The 14,758-nt window shown below is 69.8% G+C and carries 16 protein-coding genes; 10 read left to right on the top strand and 6 right to left on the bottom strand.

Annotated elements, in window-relative coordinates; translation table 11 throughout:
• Window positions 1-80 precede the first annotated feature (80 nt).
• From C5B96_RS10340 to C5B96_RS10330, 3 genes are all read left to right on the top strand, one after another.
• Entirely contained in the window at window positions 81-1,148 is a 1,068-nt protein-coding gene (locus tag C5B96_RS10340) for a zinc-binding dehydrogenase (protein ID WP_104245290.1), read from the top strand.
• Window positions 1,145-1,903: an SDR family oxidoreductase gene (locus C5B96_RS10335; RefSeq protein WP_104245289.1), complete on the top strand. Its 759-nt coding sequence runs from the start codon at window positions 1,145-1,147 to the stop codon at window positions 1,901-1,903. Before C5B96_RS10340 ends, C5B96_RS10335 begins: the two co-directional genes overlap by 4 nt.
• 141 nt (window positions 1,904-2,044) lie before the next feature.
• On the top strand, window positions 2,045-2,773 hold the full coding sequence (locus C5B96_RS10330) for a FadR/GntR family transcriptional regulator (protein ID WP_104245288.1): 729 nt from the start codon (window positions 2,045-2,047) through the stop codon (window positions 2,771-2,773).
• On the opposite strand, the gene C5B96_RS10325 is transcribed toward C5B96_RS10330, so the two are convergent.
• The 3 genes from C5B96_RS10325 to C5B96_RS10315 form a co-directional block, all read right to left on the bottom strand.
• Window positions 2,763-3,743 (bottom strand): sugar kinase, encoded by a 981-nt coding sequence (locus C5B96_RS10325; RefSeq protein WP_233189122.1) that lies wholly within the window; start codon window positions 3,741-3,743, stop codon window positions 2,763-2,765. The genes C5B96_RS10330 and C5B96_RS10325 overlap by 11 nt on opposite strands.
• A complete protein-coding gene (locus tag C5B96_RS10320) occupies window positions 3,740-4,474 on the bottom strand; it encodes a bifunctional 4-hydroxy-2-oxoglutarate aldolase/2-dehydro-3-deoxy-phosphogluconate aldolase (protein WP_233189121.1) in 735 nt (244 codons plus the stop codon). The genes C5B96_RS10325 and C5B96_RS10320 overlap by 4 nt, the downstream gene beginning before the upstream one ends.
• Window positions 4,475-4,728: 254 nt before the next feature.
• Window positions 4,729-6,789: a S1 family peptidase gene (locus C5B96_RS10315; protein WP_146078150.1), complete on the bottom strand. Its 2,061-nt coding sequence runs from the start codon at window positions 6,787-6,789 to the stop codon at window positions 4,729-4,731.
• A gap of 159 nt (window positions 6,790-6,948) precedes the next feature.
• On the opposite strand from C5B96_RS10315, the gene C5B96_RS10310 reads away from it, so the two are divergent.
• The 3 genes from C5B96_RS10310 to C5B96_RS17150 all read left to right on the top strand — a co-directional run bounded on the left by C5B96_RS10310 (window position 6,949) and on the right by C5B96_RS17150 (window position 8,933).
• Complete coding sequence (locus C5B96_RS10310) at window positions 6,949-7,377, top strand: META domain-containing protein (RefSeq protein ID WP_104245286.1); 429 nt, start codon at window positions 6,949-6,951, stop codon at window positions 7,375-7,377.
• Window positions 7,378-7,509: 132 nt separating this feature from the next.
• The gene (locus C5B96_RS10305) at window positions 7,510-7,998 is read left to right on the top strand and encodes a hypothetical protein (protein ID WP_104245285.1); all 489 of its coding nucleotides are present in this window, start codon (window positions 7,510-7,512) and stop codon (window positions 7,996-7,998) included.
• Window positions 7,995-8,933 carry a DMT family transporter gene (locus tag C5B96_RS17150; protein ID WP_233189120.1) on the top strand — a complete coding sequence of 313 codons (939 nt, stop codon included), beginning with the start codon at window positions 7,995-7,997 and terminating at the stop codon, window positions 8,931-8,933. Before C5B96_RS10305 ends, C5B96_RS17150 begins: the two co-directional genes overlap by 4 nt.
• Window positions 8,934-9,006: 73 nt before the next feature.
• Here the strand turns inward: C5B96_RS17150 and C5B96_RS10295 are convergent, their stop codons facing one another.
• Window positions 9,007-9,795, bottom strand: coding sequence for a DUF4190 domain-containing protein (locus C5B96_RS10295; RefSeq protein ID WP_104245283.1), 789 nt, complete (start codon window positions 9,793-9,795; stop codon window positions 9,007-9,009).
• 154 nt (window positions 9,796-9,949) lie between these two features.
• Between C5B96_RS10295 and C5B96_RS10290 the strand changes: the two genes are divergently transcribed.
• From C5B96_RS10290 to C5B96_RS10275, 4 genes are read left to right on the top strand one after another with little or no spacing between them, the layout of a single operon-like run.
• Window positions 9,950-11,017: a hypothetical protein gene (locus C5B96_RS10290; protein ID WP_146078148.1), complete on the top strand. Its 1,068-nt coding sequence runs from the start codon at window positions 9,950-9,952 to the stop codon at window positions 11,015-11,017.
• 10 nt (window positions 11,018-11,027) lie between these two features.
• Complete coding sequence (locus C5B96_RS10285) at window positions 11,028-11,474, top strand: MaoC family dehydratase N-terminal domain-containing protein (RefSeq protein ID WP_199176620.1); 447 nt, start codon at window positions 11,028-11,030, stop codon at window positions 11,472-11,474.
• Window positions 11,471-11,896, top strand: a complete 426-nt coding sequence (locus C5B96_RS10280; protein ID WP_104245280.1) for a MaoC family dehydratase — start codon at window positions 11,471-11,473, stop codon at window positions 11,894-11,896. Before C5B96_RS10285 ends, C5B96_RS10280 begins: the two co-directional genes overlap by 4 nt.
• Window positions 11,893-12,990: a UDP-N-acetylmuramate dehydrogenase gene (locus C5B96_RS10275; RefSeq protein ID WP_104245301.1), complete on the top strand. Its 1,098-nt coding sequence runs from the start codon at window positions 11,893-11,895 to the stop codon at window positions 12,988-12,990. The genes C5B96_RS10280 and C5B96_RS10275 overlap by 4 nt, the downstream gene beginning before the upstream one ends.
• On the opposite strand, the gene C5B96_RS10270 is transcribed toward C5B96_RS10275, so the two are convergent.
• The gene (locus tag C5B96_RS10270) at window positions 12,987-13,844 is read right to left on the bottom strand and encodes an ABC transporter permease (protein ID WP_104245279.1); all 858 of its coding nucleotides are present in this window, start codon (window positions 13,842-13,844) and stop codon (window positions 12,987-12,989) included. The genes C5B96_RS10275 and C5B96_RS10270 overlap by 4 nt on opposite strands.
• Window positions 13,841-14,719, bottom strand: coding sequence for an ABC transporter ATP-binding protein (locus tag C5B96_RS10265; protein WP_104245278.1), 879 nt, complete (start codon window positions 14,717-14,719; stop codon window positions 13,841-13,843). The genes C5B96_RS10270 and C5B96_RS10265 overlap by 4 nt, the downstream gene beginning before the upstream one ends.
• Window positions 14,720-14,758 lie beyond the last annotated feature (39 nt).

Below are 14,758 nucleotides of genomic sequence, written 5' to 3'. Positions count from 1 at the left end.
CCACGGGTGCGAAGCAGCGCCGGGCTCTGGCGGCCCCGGCCCCGCCAGCCGTTCTGGCCCCATCGAGAAGGAGTACCCCCGTGCTGTCCGCCACCTACGAAGGCCCCCGCACCGTCGCCACCACCGAGTACCGGCCCGTTCCGCCGGCAGAGGGCGAGGTGCAGATCGCTGTCGCCTTCGTCGGGCTCTGCGGCACCGACCTGCACGTCTATCACGGAGACATGGCCGGTCGCGTCTCCGCCCCGGCGGTTCTTGGCCACGAGATGTCGGGAGTCGTGGTCGCGCTCGGTTCCGGCGTCTCCGACGTCGCTGTCGGTGACCAAGTGACCGTGATGCCCCTCTCGTGGGACGGCACCTGCCCCGCCTGCCTCGCCGGCAACACGCACATCTGCCAGAACCTCGACTTCATCGGCGTCGACACCTCCGGCGCGCTGCAGCAGCGCTGGAATGTGCCCGCCGGCGCCGTCATCCCCCTCCCCGCCGGCCTCGGGCTGCAGGATGCCGCACTCACCGAGCCCGTCGCCGTGGCCGTGCACGACGTGCGCCGGTCGGGTCTCGGAGCCGGCGACAGCGTCGTCGTGATCGGTGCCGGCCCGATCGGCACGCTGATCTCGCTCGTCGCCCGCACCGAGGGTGCCCACGTCACCGTCATCGAGCTCGACGCGGAGCGCCGGCGCCAGGTCGAGGAGCTCGGCTTCGACACCCTCGACGCTGCGCGTTCCGACCTCGTCGAGGAGATCACCGCGAAGACCGGCGGCGCCGGTGCCGACGTGGTCTTCGAGGTCTCGGGCTCGGCCGCTGGCGCGGCGACCGCCACCTCCTACGCCAAGGTGCGCGGCACCGTGGTCATCGTGGCGATCCACCCGCAGCCCCGCCCGCTCGACCTGCACAGGGTCTTCTGGCGCGAACTCCGCATCCTCGGCGCCCGCGTCTACCAGCGCACCGACTTCGAACGCGCGCTCGAGCTGCTGACCGCGGGCGAGATCCCGACCGGGCTGCTGATCACGCAGGTCTTCGAACTCGCCGACGTCGCGAGTGCTTTCGAGGCGCTCGCCGGCGGCACGGGCATGAAGCTGCTCGTCGACGTGTCCTCCGCCGAGAACGCAGACGACGCAGAGAACGCAGAGAACGCCGAGGCCGGCGCATGAGCATCACCATCGACCTCAGCGGCCAGCGGGCCCTCGTCACCGGCGCCCGGCGGGGCATCGGCCGGGCGATCGCCGAGGAGCTCGCCCGCGCGGGTGCCGACATCATCGGCGTCAGCGCCCACCTCGAGACGGAGGGCAGCGCGGTCGGAGCGGCCGTGACGGCGCTCGGCCGGAGCTTCGAGGGGTACTCGGTCGACTTCTCCGACCGCGAGGCCGTGGCCCGGTTCGCCGGCACGATCACCGAACGCCCCATTGACATCCTGGTGAACGCCGCGGGGGACATCTCGCGCTCGCCGGCAGCCGAGCATCCACTCTCGGAGTGGGACCGCATCCTCGAGATCGACCTGAGCAGCCAGTTCGTGCTGACCCAGCAGGTCGGCGCGCAGATGCTGCAGCGCGGCAGCGGGCGCATCGTCTTCATCGCTTCCCTGCTGAGCTTCCAGGGCGGCATCACGGTGCCGGGCTACGCCGCGGCGAAGTCGGGGATCGCGGGCCTCACCCGTGCACTGGCGAACGAATGGACCGCCTCGGGAGTCACCGTGAACGCCATCGCTCCCGGCTACATCGCCACCGACAACACCACGGCGCTCCGCGACGACCCGCAGCGCTCCCGCGACATCCTCGCCCGCATCCCCGCGGGGCGCTGGGGTGAGGCGGCCGACATCGCCGGGGCGGCCGTCTTCCTTGCCAGCCCCGCTGCGGCCTACGTGTCGGGCACGATCCTCGCCGTCGACGGCGGGTGGCTCGGCCGGTAGCCGGTAGCCGGTAGGGGGTAGCCGGGTGCCGGGTGTCGGGCAGCCAGAGCCCGCTGCCCGGCACCCGCCGCCCGCGCGGCTAAGCTGGCGTCGACCGCAGGCAGCGCGAGGCCGGCCGGCGGGGCAGAAGGAGGTGCGGCGATGGCCGATCCAGTCAATCTCGACACCGGCTCGGCCGTGACGCTCGTCGTCGCCGGGATCAAGGCGATGATCACCGAGCGCGGGCTGAAGAGCGGCGACCGGCTGCCCCCCGAGCGCCAGCTGGCCGCCGAGATGAAGGTCTCGCGGAACACGATCCGCGAGGCTCTCGGCGCACTCGCCCAGTCGAGCGTCATCGAGATCAAGCGCGGCTCCGGCGCCTTCGTACGCGACCTCGCGCCGGCGTCGCTGCTCGACAGCATGGCGTTCATGATCGAGATCTCGCCGATCGCGACCCTGCTCGACCTGCTCACCCTGCGCCGCATCGTCGAGGCCGAGGCGGCGAGCCTCGCCTGCGTGCGCATCACCGAGGGGGAACTGGATGCTCTGCAGCAGTGCCTCGACGCCATGTCGACGACGCCCGACGCACCGGGTGCCGAGCGCACAGAAGAAGACGCCGAACTCGACCTGCGCTTCCACCAGATCATCAACGATGCCGCCCGCAACCCTGCTCTCAGCGCGCTCGGCTCTGCACTGAACAGCACGACCTTCCGCCTGCGGGTGTCGGGTGGTCAGTACCGCAGTGCGGCGTACCCGCTCGACGCCCGCAGCGACCACTCGTCGATCTACCACGCGATCCGCGACAGGGATCCAGCCCGGGCGAGCGCGGCCGCAGCCGCCCACGTCGGCGCCGTCGAGCGCTCCCTGCGCGAGGCGAACCTCAGCGCGTGACGGCCTCGGTGTCGGCCAGCAGGCGCAGTTCGGAACGGGTCGGGTAGCCTTCCCAGTCACCGGCCGAGAGGCAGGCGAAGGCGCCGCACGCGTTCGCGGTCACGAGGCTCTGTTCGACGGTGAGGCCGGCCAGGCGCTCGGCGAGGTAGCCCGCCACGAACGCGTCGCCCGCTCCGACGCTGTCGACGACGTCGATGGCGATCGCGGGCGAGTGCACGGGGTCGCCACCGGCGACCAGGGCCACGGCGCCGGCGGCACCGAGCTTGATCACGGCCTCGCCGGCCCCGAGGTCGACCAGTGCGCGAACGGCGTCGTCGGCCGGGAGGTCGTCGCGGCCGAGCACGAGGTGGGCTTCGTCGAGGCCGGCGAACACGAGGTCGGCGTGGGCGAAGAGCGGCGCAAGGCACTCCCGTGCATCCGTCGCCGACCAGAGGTTCGCGCGGTAGTTGACGTCGATGCTGAGCCCGGCGCGGTCGGGTGCGGCTGCGATCGACTCCACGGTGGCACGGGCCGTCGCCGAGAGCGCCGGGGTGATGCCCGTGAGGTGCAGGTGACGGGCGCTGCTGAGGGCGGCGGGCGGGATGTCGCGGGGATCGAGCCGCGAGCCGGCACTGTTCGCGCGGTAGTAGTGCACGCTCTGGCGGTGGTTCGTGCGGCGATGCTTCATCATCGTTCCGGTGGCGGCGCCGGGGTCGACGATGGAGGCGTCGAGCACCCCTTCGGCGCGGAGCTCCCGCGCGATCATCCGGCCGAAGTCGTCGTCGCCGAGCCGGCCCAGCCAGGCGGCGCGGGTGCCGAGCCGGGCGAGGCCCGTCGCCACGTTCGACTCCGCACCGCCGAAGCTCAGGCGGTAGGAGTCGCCGCGGCTGGTGGCGCCGGCGCGGTCGGCGCCGAACAGCGCCATGGTCTCACCGACGGTGAGCACGGCGCCGGTGACATCGACGGTCTCGCCACCGTTCCCGTCGCTCACGCTGTCACCGCCCGTGCGCGTTCGACCTCGCCGATCGCGCGCTTGGCCCTGTCGGTCAGCGCGGCCAGATCGCCCCCGCCCGGTGCGTCGCCGAGAAGGGGGCCGCCGAGGCTGACCGCGGGTGCACCCGCGCGGATCCAGTCACCGATGTCCGACAGCCCCACCCCGCCCGAGGGCAGAACGTCGATGTCGGGAAAGGGGCCGTGCAGGTGGCCGATGTACGACGGGCCGACCGTCGAGGCGGGGAACAGCTTCACGGCCGCCGCTCCGAGGCTCCAGCCGGTGGCGAGCTCCGTCGGGGTCAGGCCGCCGGGCATCACCGGTACGCCCGCGCGCACGGCGTGCTCGACGACGGCGGTGTTCATGGTCGGTGTCACGATGAAGCCGGTTCCGGCATCGACCGCCTGCCGCACCTCGTCGAGGGTCTGCACCGTACCGATACCGAGGTCGGCGACACCGTCGAACCGGTCGCGGAGTTCGCCGAACGACCCCATCAGCCCCGGCGTCGTGAGCGTCAGTTCGACGGTCGAGACGCCTCCGGCGACGAGCGCTTCGATCAGCAGCGCCAGTCGGTCGACACTCTTCGCCCGCACCACGGCGACCACGCCGTCACGTGCGAGTCGCGCGGGGAGGGCCTGCCGCATCCCGCTCGCCGCGAGCGGCGCCTCGGCCCGGCTGTGCCGGCCGGTCTCGGCGGTGGTCGTGGTCTCGTCGTCGAGAGGGCTGGTCATGGCCGTCTTCACTCCTTCGGGTCGTTGATCAACGGTACCCCATGAAGGTGGCAGATGAGGGGTTTTGGTTGGGCCAAAAGAGCGCTACTGCGCCAATACGACGCTGGGGGCGGGAGGCGGGGCTCACGTGGCCCTGCCAGAGCGCCCGGCACCGCGACCCCCCGCCGGGCATCCGGAACCCGCCCGGTGCCCGGGCAGCGAAAGAGGGGCTGCCGAACCTCGGTTCGACAGCCCCTCTTCGTGTGCGTCAGATGCTACGCGTTGTTGCCCATCTTGCGACGACGGGTCACGACGAACGCGGAACCGAGCGCCAGCATGATTGCGGCGAGAGCGCCGAACCCGGTGACGTCGAGACCGGTGTTGGCCAGGCCGCCGTCGTTGCCCGAGCCGGAGCCCGAACCGTTGCCGCCGTTGCCACCGTTACCGCCGCCCGAGCCGCCACCGTTGGTGGGGGTCGGCGTGGGGGTCGGGGTCACTGCTGCAGCCTCGACCGTGAAGGTGATCTCGGCAATGCTCGCGGCCTGGTCGATCGTCTGGCGCACGACGAGGTCGTTCGCTCCGACCTGAACGGCGTCGCCGAGCACGAGGCTCCACTTGCCGTCGACGACGCGGGTGGTTCCCGCGGCGGGAACGCCGTTGATCGTCGCGCTGATCGTGGCGCCGGTGATACCGGTACCCGTCGCAGCGGTCGGCTTGTCAGCGTTGGCGATGGTCGAACCGTTCACCGGCGAGGTGATGACGGCGGGCGTCGGTACGACGCTGAACACCGAGCTGGCGACCGGCGAGGTCTGGCCGTCGGCCGACTGCGTGACCTCGATCGAGAAGGTCGTGCCGTAGCTCAGATCGGCCGGGACGCTCCAGTTGCCTGCGGCGTCGACGGTGTCGGTGCCCTGAACGTCACCCTTGACGGTGATCTTCGCACCGGGCGTGCCGGTACCGGTGACCTCGGTGAGGGCGGTGACGACCTTCGAGCCGTCAGCCGGGTTGGTGATGACCGGAGCGGTCAGCGGAACCGCAACGACCTTGACCGAGAGCGAGGCCTTCGACGAGGTGTTGAAGCCGACCTTCGCCTGGGCGGTGAAGTCGTAGGTACCGAGGTCGACCGGTGCGGGGAAGCTCCAGCCGCCGTTGGCGTCGGTCGGAACCTCGAATGCGTCGCCGCCCTTGGGCGTGACGATCACGGTCGAGGAGACCGGTGCGGTACCGCTGATGGTGCCGCCGCGCTCGACGCTGCCGCCGTCAGCCGGGTTCACCAGCGTGGGAGCGGTGATCGAGAGCTTGACGGTGTAGCCGTCGAGGTGAGCGAGGTCGTTCGGCAGGTCGGAGGCCCACAGGAAGGCAGGCTCGCCGCCCTCGGCCGGACGGCCGCCGCTCAGGATGCCGACGGCCTTGCCGCCCTGGAAGACCGCTCCGCCGGAGTCGCCCTCAGCAGCGACGAGAGAGCTGCTGAAGCCGTAGACGAGACGGCCGCCGATGAGGGCCCAGCCGTCGACCATGTCGACGTTGACGCCATCGGTGTAACCCGTGGTGCGGCCCGACTTCGCGACGGGCTCGCCGGCGACTGCGCTGCCGACCGAGGTGACCTTGACGGTCGACTTCGAGAGGTCCTCTGACGAGGCCGTGGTCCAGTCGGTGACCTCGGGCAGCGTGGTCAGGGCGTCGTTCGTCAGGTCGATGACCGAGATGTCGACGGAGTCCTTGTTCTCGGCGCCCTTGCTGTTGCCCGGTCCGCCGTACTGCGAGAACCCGAAGGTGCCGAGTTCGCCGACGACGTCGACGCTCTCGCCCGAGCCGCCGCCGGCGGGGTCCGTCGAGGGGAGGGTGAGGTAGGTGTCGGTCAGCTTGCCGTCGTTGGTGCAGTGCCCTGCGCTCAGTACGGCAGGCTCGCCCTTCGGCGACCAGGCCGAGAACCCGATCGAGCAGGCCGCACCCGAGGTGGCGCTCGCGGGGGAGAAGTATCCGGCTCCGCCGACGACGTCAGTGGTGGCGTAGTCGGTCAGCGGTCCGCCGATCGACTTCACCACGACGTTGTCGTAGGTGGCGTCGAACGCCTTCAGCTTGCCGGAATCGCTGCCGGCGATCTTCACGACGACCACGTTGCCGTCAGCGTCGCGGCCGACGGCCTGCACCGACGGGTCGGTGAGCAGCGCTGCGGCCTGCTCCTGGTACGCGGATCCGCTGACCGGCGCGGGAGTCGCGGCGGTCGTGGGTGCGGATGCGAAGGCGGCGGGAGCGGCGAAGAGACCGCCGAGGCCGAGTGCTGTCGCTGCCACAATGGCGAGCGGCCGTCCGAGACGGTTCCTGTGTTGCTGCATATTGAGTTGCTTCCCCCTGCTGGTGGTTCCGGTCGATCTGCGAACCCTGAGGGCCCACAAAGAAAAAGCCCGCTGCGGAGGCGGGCTACCCAGACGACAATAACGATTCCTGAGAATCTTCACAAGGTATGCACAGAGAGGTGCATTAGACCCGGAATCATGACAAGACACTTTTCGCACTCGGTTGTCGGCGCTGCAGGGCTCGCTCTGGCGGGGCTCGCCCTGGCATCTGTGCTCGGCGGCTGCGCCTCGTCGGCGGGCACCAGCACCGGCCCCGCCGACCCCGGCGCGAGTTCGTCCGCGGCCTCGATCGTCGGCACCTGGGGCGAGACCGCCCCGCAGAAACCCCACCTCACCTTCGAGCAGGGCTCGAGCGTCTCCGGCAACGACGGGTGCAACTCCCTCTCGTCGAGCTACGTCGTCTCGGGCGACACCGTCACCTTCTCTGAGACGACCAGCACGCTCATGGCCTGCATCGGTGTCGACTCCTGGCTCTCGGCCCTGAGCACGGCCACCGTCGACGGTGACAGCCTCATCGTCAAGAACACCGCCGGCGACACCATCGGCACCCTCACCCGCGCCGCCTGACGCCCGGGTTCGTCTGCGACGGATCGCCTGACGCACGGGATAGACCCGGCGCGCCTGTGCTCTACCCGATTCCCTTCGATCGGATGCTAATCTGAGTAATCCTCAGTGCACCGATCGAAGGGCTTCCTGCACATGACCCGAGTCTTGCCACGCGTCGCATTCACTTTGACGCTCAGCACCTTTCTGATCGCTGGGGTTCTCGCCGCCCCTCAGCCCGCCCAAGCCGACTCCTTTCGGGATCGGTATGACTGGAACTCCTCGTACGGCATGACGTGGTTTCTCGGTGGGTGGGAGCTGTGGAGCACTGGCCATCGCACTCATGTCGTGTTTCAGACCGACGGCAATCTCGTTCTCTACAAGGACGGAAAAGCAAGTTGGCAAGCTGGCACCTACGGCCGGGGAGCTGACCGGATAGCCTTCCAGACAGACGGACACATCGTCGTCTACGCGGGGTCTAGTCCGCTCTGGGCATCCGGGTACTGGGACCCCTTCGGACTACACGGAGGGTCGATCTTCTCGCTCTATGCCAAAGGGGCGGTCGGTGCGGTCTATGAACGGTTCGGCAGTCCGGCCCACGGTGAAGTCGGCCAGACGCAGATCCACTGGTCGTTGCCGAATTGACCTCTGTCGGAGCATTGTCGCTTTTCTCCCTCACTCCGCTTCAGGCAATAGGAGTTCCTCTCGCAGTGGTGGGATCAGCCTTCCTCGCGCTGGGAACGCAGCTGCAAAACCGCGGTGTGCGTCTCGTCGCACGTGACCTGCACGCTGGAACGGCCGACTACGCAACGCGTCCATCGCTTCGCTCCCTGATCCGGCAATCATCATGGTTGCTGGGCACGTTGCTGCTCGCCCTCGCAGTTCTCCTGCAACTCGGCAGCCTCGCAGTGGCGCCGCTCACCGTTGTGCAGCCGATCGGGGCTGTCGCTCTCGTCTTCACCGCAGTCCTTCACGCTCGCCATTCCAGAACGCGGATGAACGGTCACACTCTTCGCGCCGTGGCAATCTGTGTGGGGGGTATCGGAGTGTTCGTCGGTGTCGCAACCACAACCACCACGTCGACAATCGTGACCGACAGGCAGCTCGCGAGTGTCCTTGTGCTGCTTGTCCTCATACTCATCGGTCTAGGGGTGACTGCTGTCGCTTTTCGTCGCAGGATCGCGGTCAGCGTGCCGATCGTCGTCGCAGGGGTGCTCTTCGGCTTCGTGGCGACCCTCGCAAAGATCCTTCTGGACCGCGCCGAGCTGGTCGTCGCGGGCGGGTTCGACTGGTCAGAGCGGGGATGGCTGACCGGTGCGGCTCTAGCAGGGCTCATTCTCGCAACCGGTTTCGGGTCATATCTGGTTCAGGTCGCTCATTCGACCGGACCACCAGATCTTGTCGTGGCCGGACTGACCGTCATCGACCCGCTGGTCGGTGTGACGATCGGGATCATGGTGCTCGGTGAGGCGACTTCGGCTCCCCCCTGGGCTCTGATCGTTTTCATTGTCGCCGGGGCTGTAGCGGCACTCGGTGTCGTCGACCTCGCGCGACGCCACGTTCCGGCTTCGGCCGCCTGACGCACGACGCCCACCCGCTCGTGGGAACGGGAGGGCGTCGTGGATGCGGGCCGGGCGGGGCCGGCGGCCGGGGTCAGCTGCAGACGGTGTCGATCGCCGAGAAGTCCTGCTGCACGGCCTGGGCGTCGGCGACGAGGGCGTCGCTGCCGCTGGTCGGGTCGGCCTGGATGGCCTGGATGTCGGCGATCATCGTCTTCAGCGAAGTGTTGGCGGTGTCGCCTGCCGCGTAGACGTCGGGGTCGCTGATCTGGCTGAGCCCGCTGTCGAAGTCGCCGGAGAGCTTCTGCAGGGCGGCGACGGCCGCAGCCGGGTCGCTCTGCAACTGGCTGAAGTTCTCCTGCAGCTGCGACGCCGAGTCAGAGACCGAGTCGAGCAGGATCGAGCACGCCTCCGCCGTCGTCTGCTCGCCCGAGGCGCCGGCGCTGGAGTCCGGGTCGCTCGTGGCGAACGGCGTGCTGGTGCTCTGCGACCCGAAATCGGGGTCGAAGTTCGGGTCGTTCGCGATCTCGCGACCCGCGACGCTGAACAGCACGATCGCCACGATGATGGCGATGATGCCCGCCACGATGCCGAGGTAGCCGAGAATCAGGCCGGCGATCGCCAGGCCACGACCCTTCTCACCCGTGCGCTTGATCTGGCCGAGGGCGATGTGCCCCGTGATCACCGCGAGCAGCGAGATGAAGAACGCCGAGACCAGGGAGACGATCGACAGCACGTTGAACCGGTCGCTCGCCGGCGTCTGCGAGCCGGAGGCGGCGTAGCCGGGCGCGCTGTACGCCGGGGTGCCGGCCGCGTCGGGCTTCGGTTCGGGCGTCGAGGGGTAGTCCCCCGAGGGTGGCGGCGGTGGGGGAACGTTCGACATGGGTCTCCTCAGCTGGTGTTCACCTCCACTCTGGCACGAGTCCCGCGTCGGGCACAGACGCTTGACGGGCGCGATGCTCTCCGCAAGCCCCGCCCGAAGCGGTCACCACGAGGGAGAATGGATGCTGACCCGAGCGAGGAGCACCATGCCGTCGATGCCGACGCACAGAGCAGATCCGGGGGATCCGCTCTCCCTCCATGCCCTGCTGGTAGACGACGAGACGGCCCGCCGGGCGCTCACCGACGCCTACACCGGCCCCCACGACATTCTCGACGCGGTGTGGTGGCGTGAGCATCCCCTTACTCCGACGCCGGAGGGCCGGCCCGACCCCGCGGCGGCCCGCGTCGCCCTGCAGAAACGGGCGTTCGCCCCGGGCGTGTCGGAGCCGCTCGTCGAGGTGCTCGACGCCGACAGCGGCGAGGTCGTGTGTGTGCCCGAGTCCGCTGCGCGCCTGGTCGCGCTCGAAGGTCGGTTGCGCTCCGACGCCGCTGCGCTCGACAAGGCGCTGGTGGATGCCCGCCCGGCCCTCGACGCGGCGACCGCCCGCCGCGCCCCCGCTGCTACCCCAGCACCCACACCCACACCCGTCGTGAAGGCCCCTGCGTCCGGCTCCGCTGAGACCCACACCGCCGCCGCGGCCCCGACCCCCACCCTCGAGACCTGGCGCAGGCGCTCCCAGCTCTGGATGTGGACCGCCGTCGCCGCAGGGCTCCTGCTGCTCGCCGGGGTCGGCATCGCCGTCGCCCAGCAACTGAGCCCCACCGCGAACGTGTTCGGCCGTTCCGCCGGCAGCATCGTCGACCCCTCGGGCTCGCCCGCGACATCTAGCGCCGACCCGGCAGCCACCGCCACCGCCCTACCGCCGGGCCTCACGATCTTCGAAGACCCGAGCCTCGCCCCGAGCATCCCGCCGCAGAACATCGACCCCTACTACAAGCCCGAGTCCCTGCGGCTGCTCGGTGTCGCCGACTCCGAGCTCACCGTCTACGCCGTCGAGAACCGTATCGACCAGCCCTGCCTGCTCGCCGTCTACGTCGACGGCACCCAGAGCGCCACCTGCGTGACGAAACAGGAGTTCGCCTCGATGGGCATCGAACTGCGCATCACGAGCCTACGCGCCACCCCCGCGGGAGAGGCCGCGCCCGATCCGAGCGAAGATGTCGTGTTCTGGAACTCCGACGGCTCCTACGGGGTCAGTTCGAGCCCAGGCCGCAACTCGTAGACTGGAACGCGTGCCAGTCAACCCAGACCTCCAGGGCCGCGTGTACGAACCCACGCCGCCCTACCTCGTCGGGCGCGAGAAGATCCGCGAGTTCTCGGCGGCCGTCTTCTCGGTGAACCCGCTGAACTTCGATGTGCAGGCGGCCCGAGCGGCCGGCTACGACGACCTCGTCGCCCCTCCCACCTTCGGCGTCGTCGTGCAGGAGCGCACGCTCGCGCAGCTGCTCGCCACCCCCGACGCCGACCTCGACTTCTCGAGGGTCGTTCACGGTGAGCAGCGCTTCAGCTACTCCCGCCCGATCGTGGCCGGCGACGAACTCACCGCCACACTCACGGTGGCGAGCGTCAAGCAGCTCGGCGGCCACTCGATGGTCACCAGCGAGTCGTCGATCACGGATGCGACGGGCGCCCACGTGGTGACCGCCATCTCGACGCTCGTGGTGAGGGGCGACGAATGAGCCTCGACCTGGCCTCCCTGAGCGTCGGTGACGTGGTCGCCGAGCGTTCCTTCACTCTCACCCGTGACGCGCTCGTGCGCTATGCGGGGGCGTCGGGTGACTTCAACCCGATCCACTACCGCGACGATGTCGCCGTCTCCGTCGGGCTCGACGGCGTGCTGGCGCACGGGATGCTCACCATGGGCCTCGCCGTGCAGCCCGTGTTCGACTGGGTCGGCGACCCCGCCCTCGTCGACGACTACCAGGTGCGCTTCACCCGCCCCGTGTTCGTGCACGCCGAGACCGGCGCCACGGTCGACGTGGTCGCGAAGGTCGGCCAGCTCGGTGCCGACGCCGCGACCGCACGCATCGACCTCACCGTGACCGGCAACGGCCAGACCGTTCTCGGCAAGGCCCAGGTGTGGGTGCACGCCTCCGCATGATCGAGCAGCCCGGCCACGCCGCGCTCGCGCCGCTCACCACACTGCGGGTGGGCGGCCCGGCCGAGCGCCTCGTCACCGTCTCCGACGCCCGCGAACTCGTCGAGGCCTGCCTTGCCGTCTGGGGCGCCGAGGAGCCCCTGCTGGTGCTCGGCGGGGGCTCGAACGTGCTCGTCTCCGACGACGGGTTCGCGGGCACGGTCGTGCACGTCGCCTCGCGCGGCGTCGAGCTGATCGAAGCCGGGCCGGCCGACGCTCCGGGTACCGTGCGCCTGCGTGTGCAGGCGGGAGAACCGTGGGACGACCTCGTCGCGTTCACCGTGTCGAACGGGCTGAGCGGCATGGAGGCCCTGTCGGGCATCCCGGGTTCCACCGGCGCCTCTCCCGTGCAGAACATCGGCGCCTACGGCCAGGAGGTCGCCGCGGTGATCGTCGGGCTCGAACTGCTCGATGCCGAGACGGGTGAGCTGCAGTGGCTGACGGCCCGCGAGCTCGAATTCGGCTACCGCACGTCGGCCCTGAAGACCACTCGACCCGGCGTGGTCGTCTCCGTCGAGTTCCGGCTGCACCGGGCGGGGTCGGATGCCCTGGCCCTCGGCCTGCCCATCGAATACGCCCAGCTCGCCGATGCCCTGGGGGTGAAGCAGGGCGACCGTGTGGCCCTCGGCGCCGTGCGCGAGGCCGTGCTGCGGCTCCGCGGATCGAAGGGCATGGTGCTCGACCCCGCCGATCCCGATTCGGTCAGCGCCGGCTCGTTCTTCACCAACCCGATCGTGAGCGAGTCGTTCGCCCGCACGATTCCCTCCGAGGCGCCGCGCTGGGTCACCGAGACACCGGCGACGCTGGATGCGCCCGAGGTCTACGCGGTGAAACTCAGCGCGGCGTGGCTGATCGAGCACTCCGGCCTCGGCCGCGGGTTCGCGCTGCCCGGGTCGAGGGCGGCGATCTCGAGCAAGCACACGCTCGCGCTGGTGAACACCGGGGGAGCGACGGCCGAGCAGATCGCCGAGCTGGCACGCTTCGTGCAGTGGCGCGTACAGTCCGAGTTCGGTGTCTCGCTCGCCCCCGAGCCCACCTTCATCGGCTTCGGCGACTAGCCGTCCCGGCGAATCCAGCGGAACGTCAGCCGGCAGACGACGAGCCCGGCCACCAGCCACACCAGCAGGGCGATCGCGACGGCCCCCAGATCCCACGTGCCGCCGCTCTCCACCGTGGCGAACGACTCGGGCAGGAACACCGCCCGCATGCCCTGGCCCATCCACTTCAGCGGGAAGACCCCGGCGACGGCCTGCAGCCAGTCGGGCAGCAGGGAGAACTGCAGGTACACCCCCGAGATGAACTGCAGGATGAGGATCGGCGGAATGATGACGGCCGTCGCACTCTTGCCCGTGCGCGGCAGCCGCGAGATGGCGATGCCCAGCACGGCTGAGGTCGCGATCCCGAGCACATAGACCCAGGCGAACGTCGCCCAGCTCCCGCCGTCTGTCGGCAGTTCGACCCCGAACGCGAACCGCGCGACGAGCAGCAGCAGCCCGATCTGCAGCACGCTGGTCACGAAGACCTGCCCCATCTTGCCGAAGAAGTACGACAGCACCGGCAGCGGTGTGCCGCCCAACCGTTTCAGGGTGCCGTCGCTGCGTTCGGTCGCGATGTCGACACCGAGGTTCTGCACGCCTGAGAGCAGGATGCCCGCCGCGATCATCCCCGGCAGGTACGCCGCAGCTTGGCTGATGCCGCCCGAGCCGTCGGGGTTCGTGCCGACGTTCCCCATGCCCTGGAAGGCCACGGAGAAGATCGTCAGCATGATCACCGGGAACAGGAACGTGAAGAAGAGGGTGTCGGTCTGGCGGAAGTAGATGCGCGTCTCGTACGCGACGCGGCTCGCGCCCAGGCGCAGCGTGCGGCCCGGTCCGAAGCGAGCGGGCTGTGCGGTGCGTTCCGCGACGCTCATGCGCTCATCCTCTCCTGCTGCAGCTCCGCCTCGTAGCTGCCGACGAGGTCGAGGTAGATGTCTTCGAGGCTCGGCCGCACGATCTCGAGCTCGGCCGGCTCGCCGAGCCGTGCGAAGAGCTCGGCGACGGTTCGGCCCGGATCGCTCGTGCGTTCCTGCCGCACCTCCCCGTTCTCCCGCCAGCGAACGATCGGGATGCGGGCCTCGGCCGGCCCGAGGGTGTGCACGGGCCCGATGTCGACCAGCTCGCCGCCGGCGACGACTGCGGCCCTGTCGCTCAGCTGCGCCGCTTCGTCGAGGTAGTGAGTGGTGAGCAGGATGGTCGTGCCATCCCGTTTCAGTCCGCGGATCAGCTCCCAGAACTGGCGCCTCGCCTCGGGGTCGAACCCGGTAGTGGGCTCGTCGAGAAAGAGCAACTCGGGGCGACCGATCACGCCGAGCGCGACATCCACCCGCCGGCGCTGGCCACCGGAGAGGTTCTTGATGCGCGTGCCCGCCTTCTCGGCCAGCCCGACGGCCGCGATCACCTCGTCGACCTCGCGGGGGTTCGGGTACATGGTGGCGAACTGCACCAGCTGCTCGCGCACCGTCACGTTGCCGCTCTCGCCCGAGCTCTGCAGCACGATGCCGAGCCGGGCCTTCCACGCGAGCCCGCCGTGCCGCGGATCGGTGCCGAGAACCGTCGCCTCGCCCGACGAGCGGTCGCGGTACCCCTCGAGAATCTCGATGGTGGTGCTCTTGCCCGCCCCGTTGGGGCCGAGCAGGGCGAACGTCTCACCGCGCGCGATGTCGAACGAGATGCCCTTCAGCGCCGCGAACGCGCCGTAGTGCTTTGCGAGGTCGCGCACGCTCACGGCCGTGTCAGCAGAAGTCATTCCTCCATCGTGGCGTGCCAGCGCTTCCGGGAACAGTCC

The sequence above is a fragment of the Subtercola sp. Z020 genome (assembly GCF_002931235.1).
Taxonomy (GTDB): Bacteria; Actinomycetota; Actinomycetes; order Actinomycetales; family Microbacteriaceae; genus Subtercola.
The sequence above is the reverse complement of the archived record's forward strand: the minus strand, read 5'-3'. Positions and strand labels throughout refer to the sequence as shown.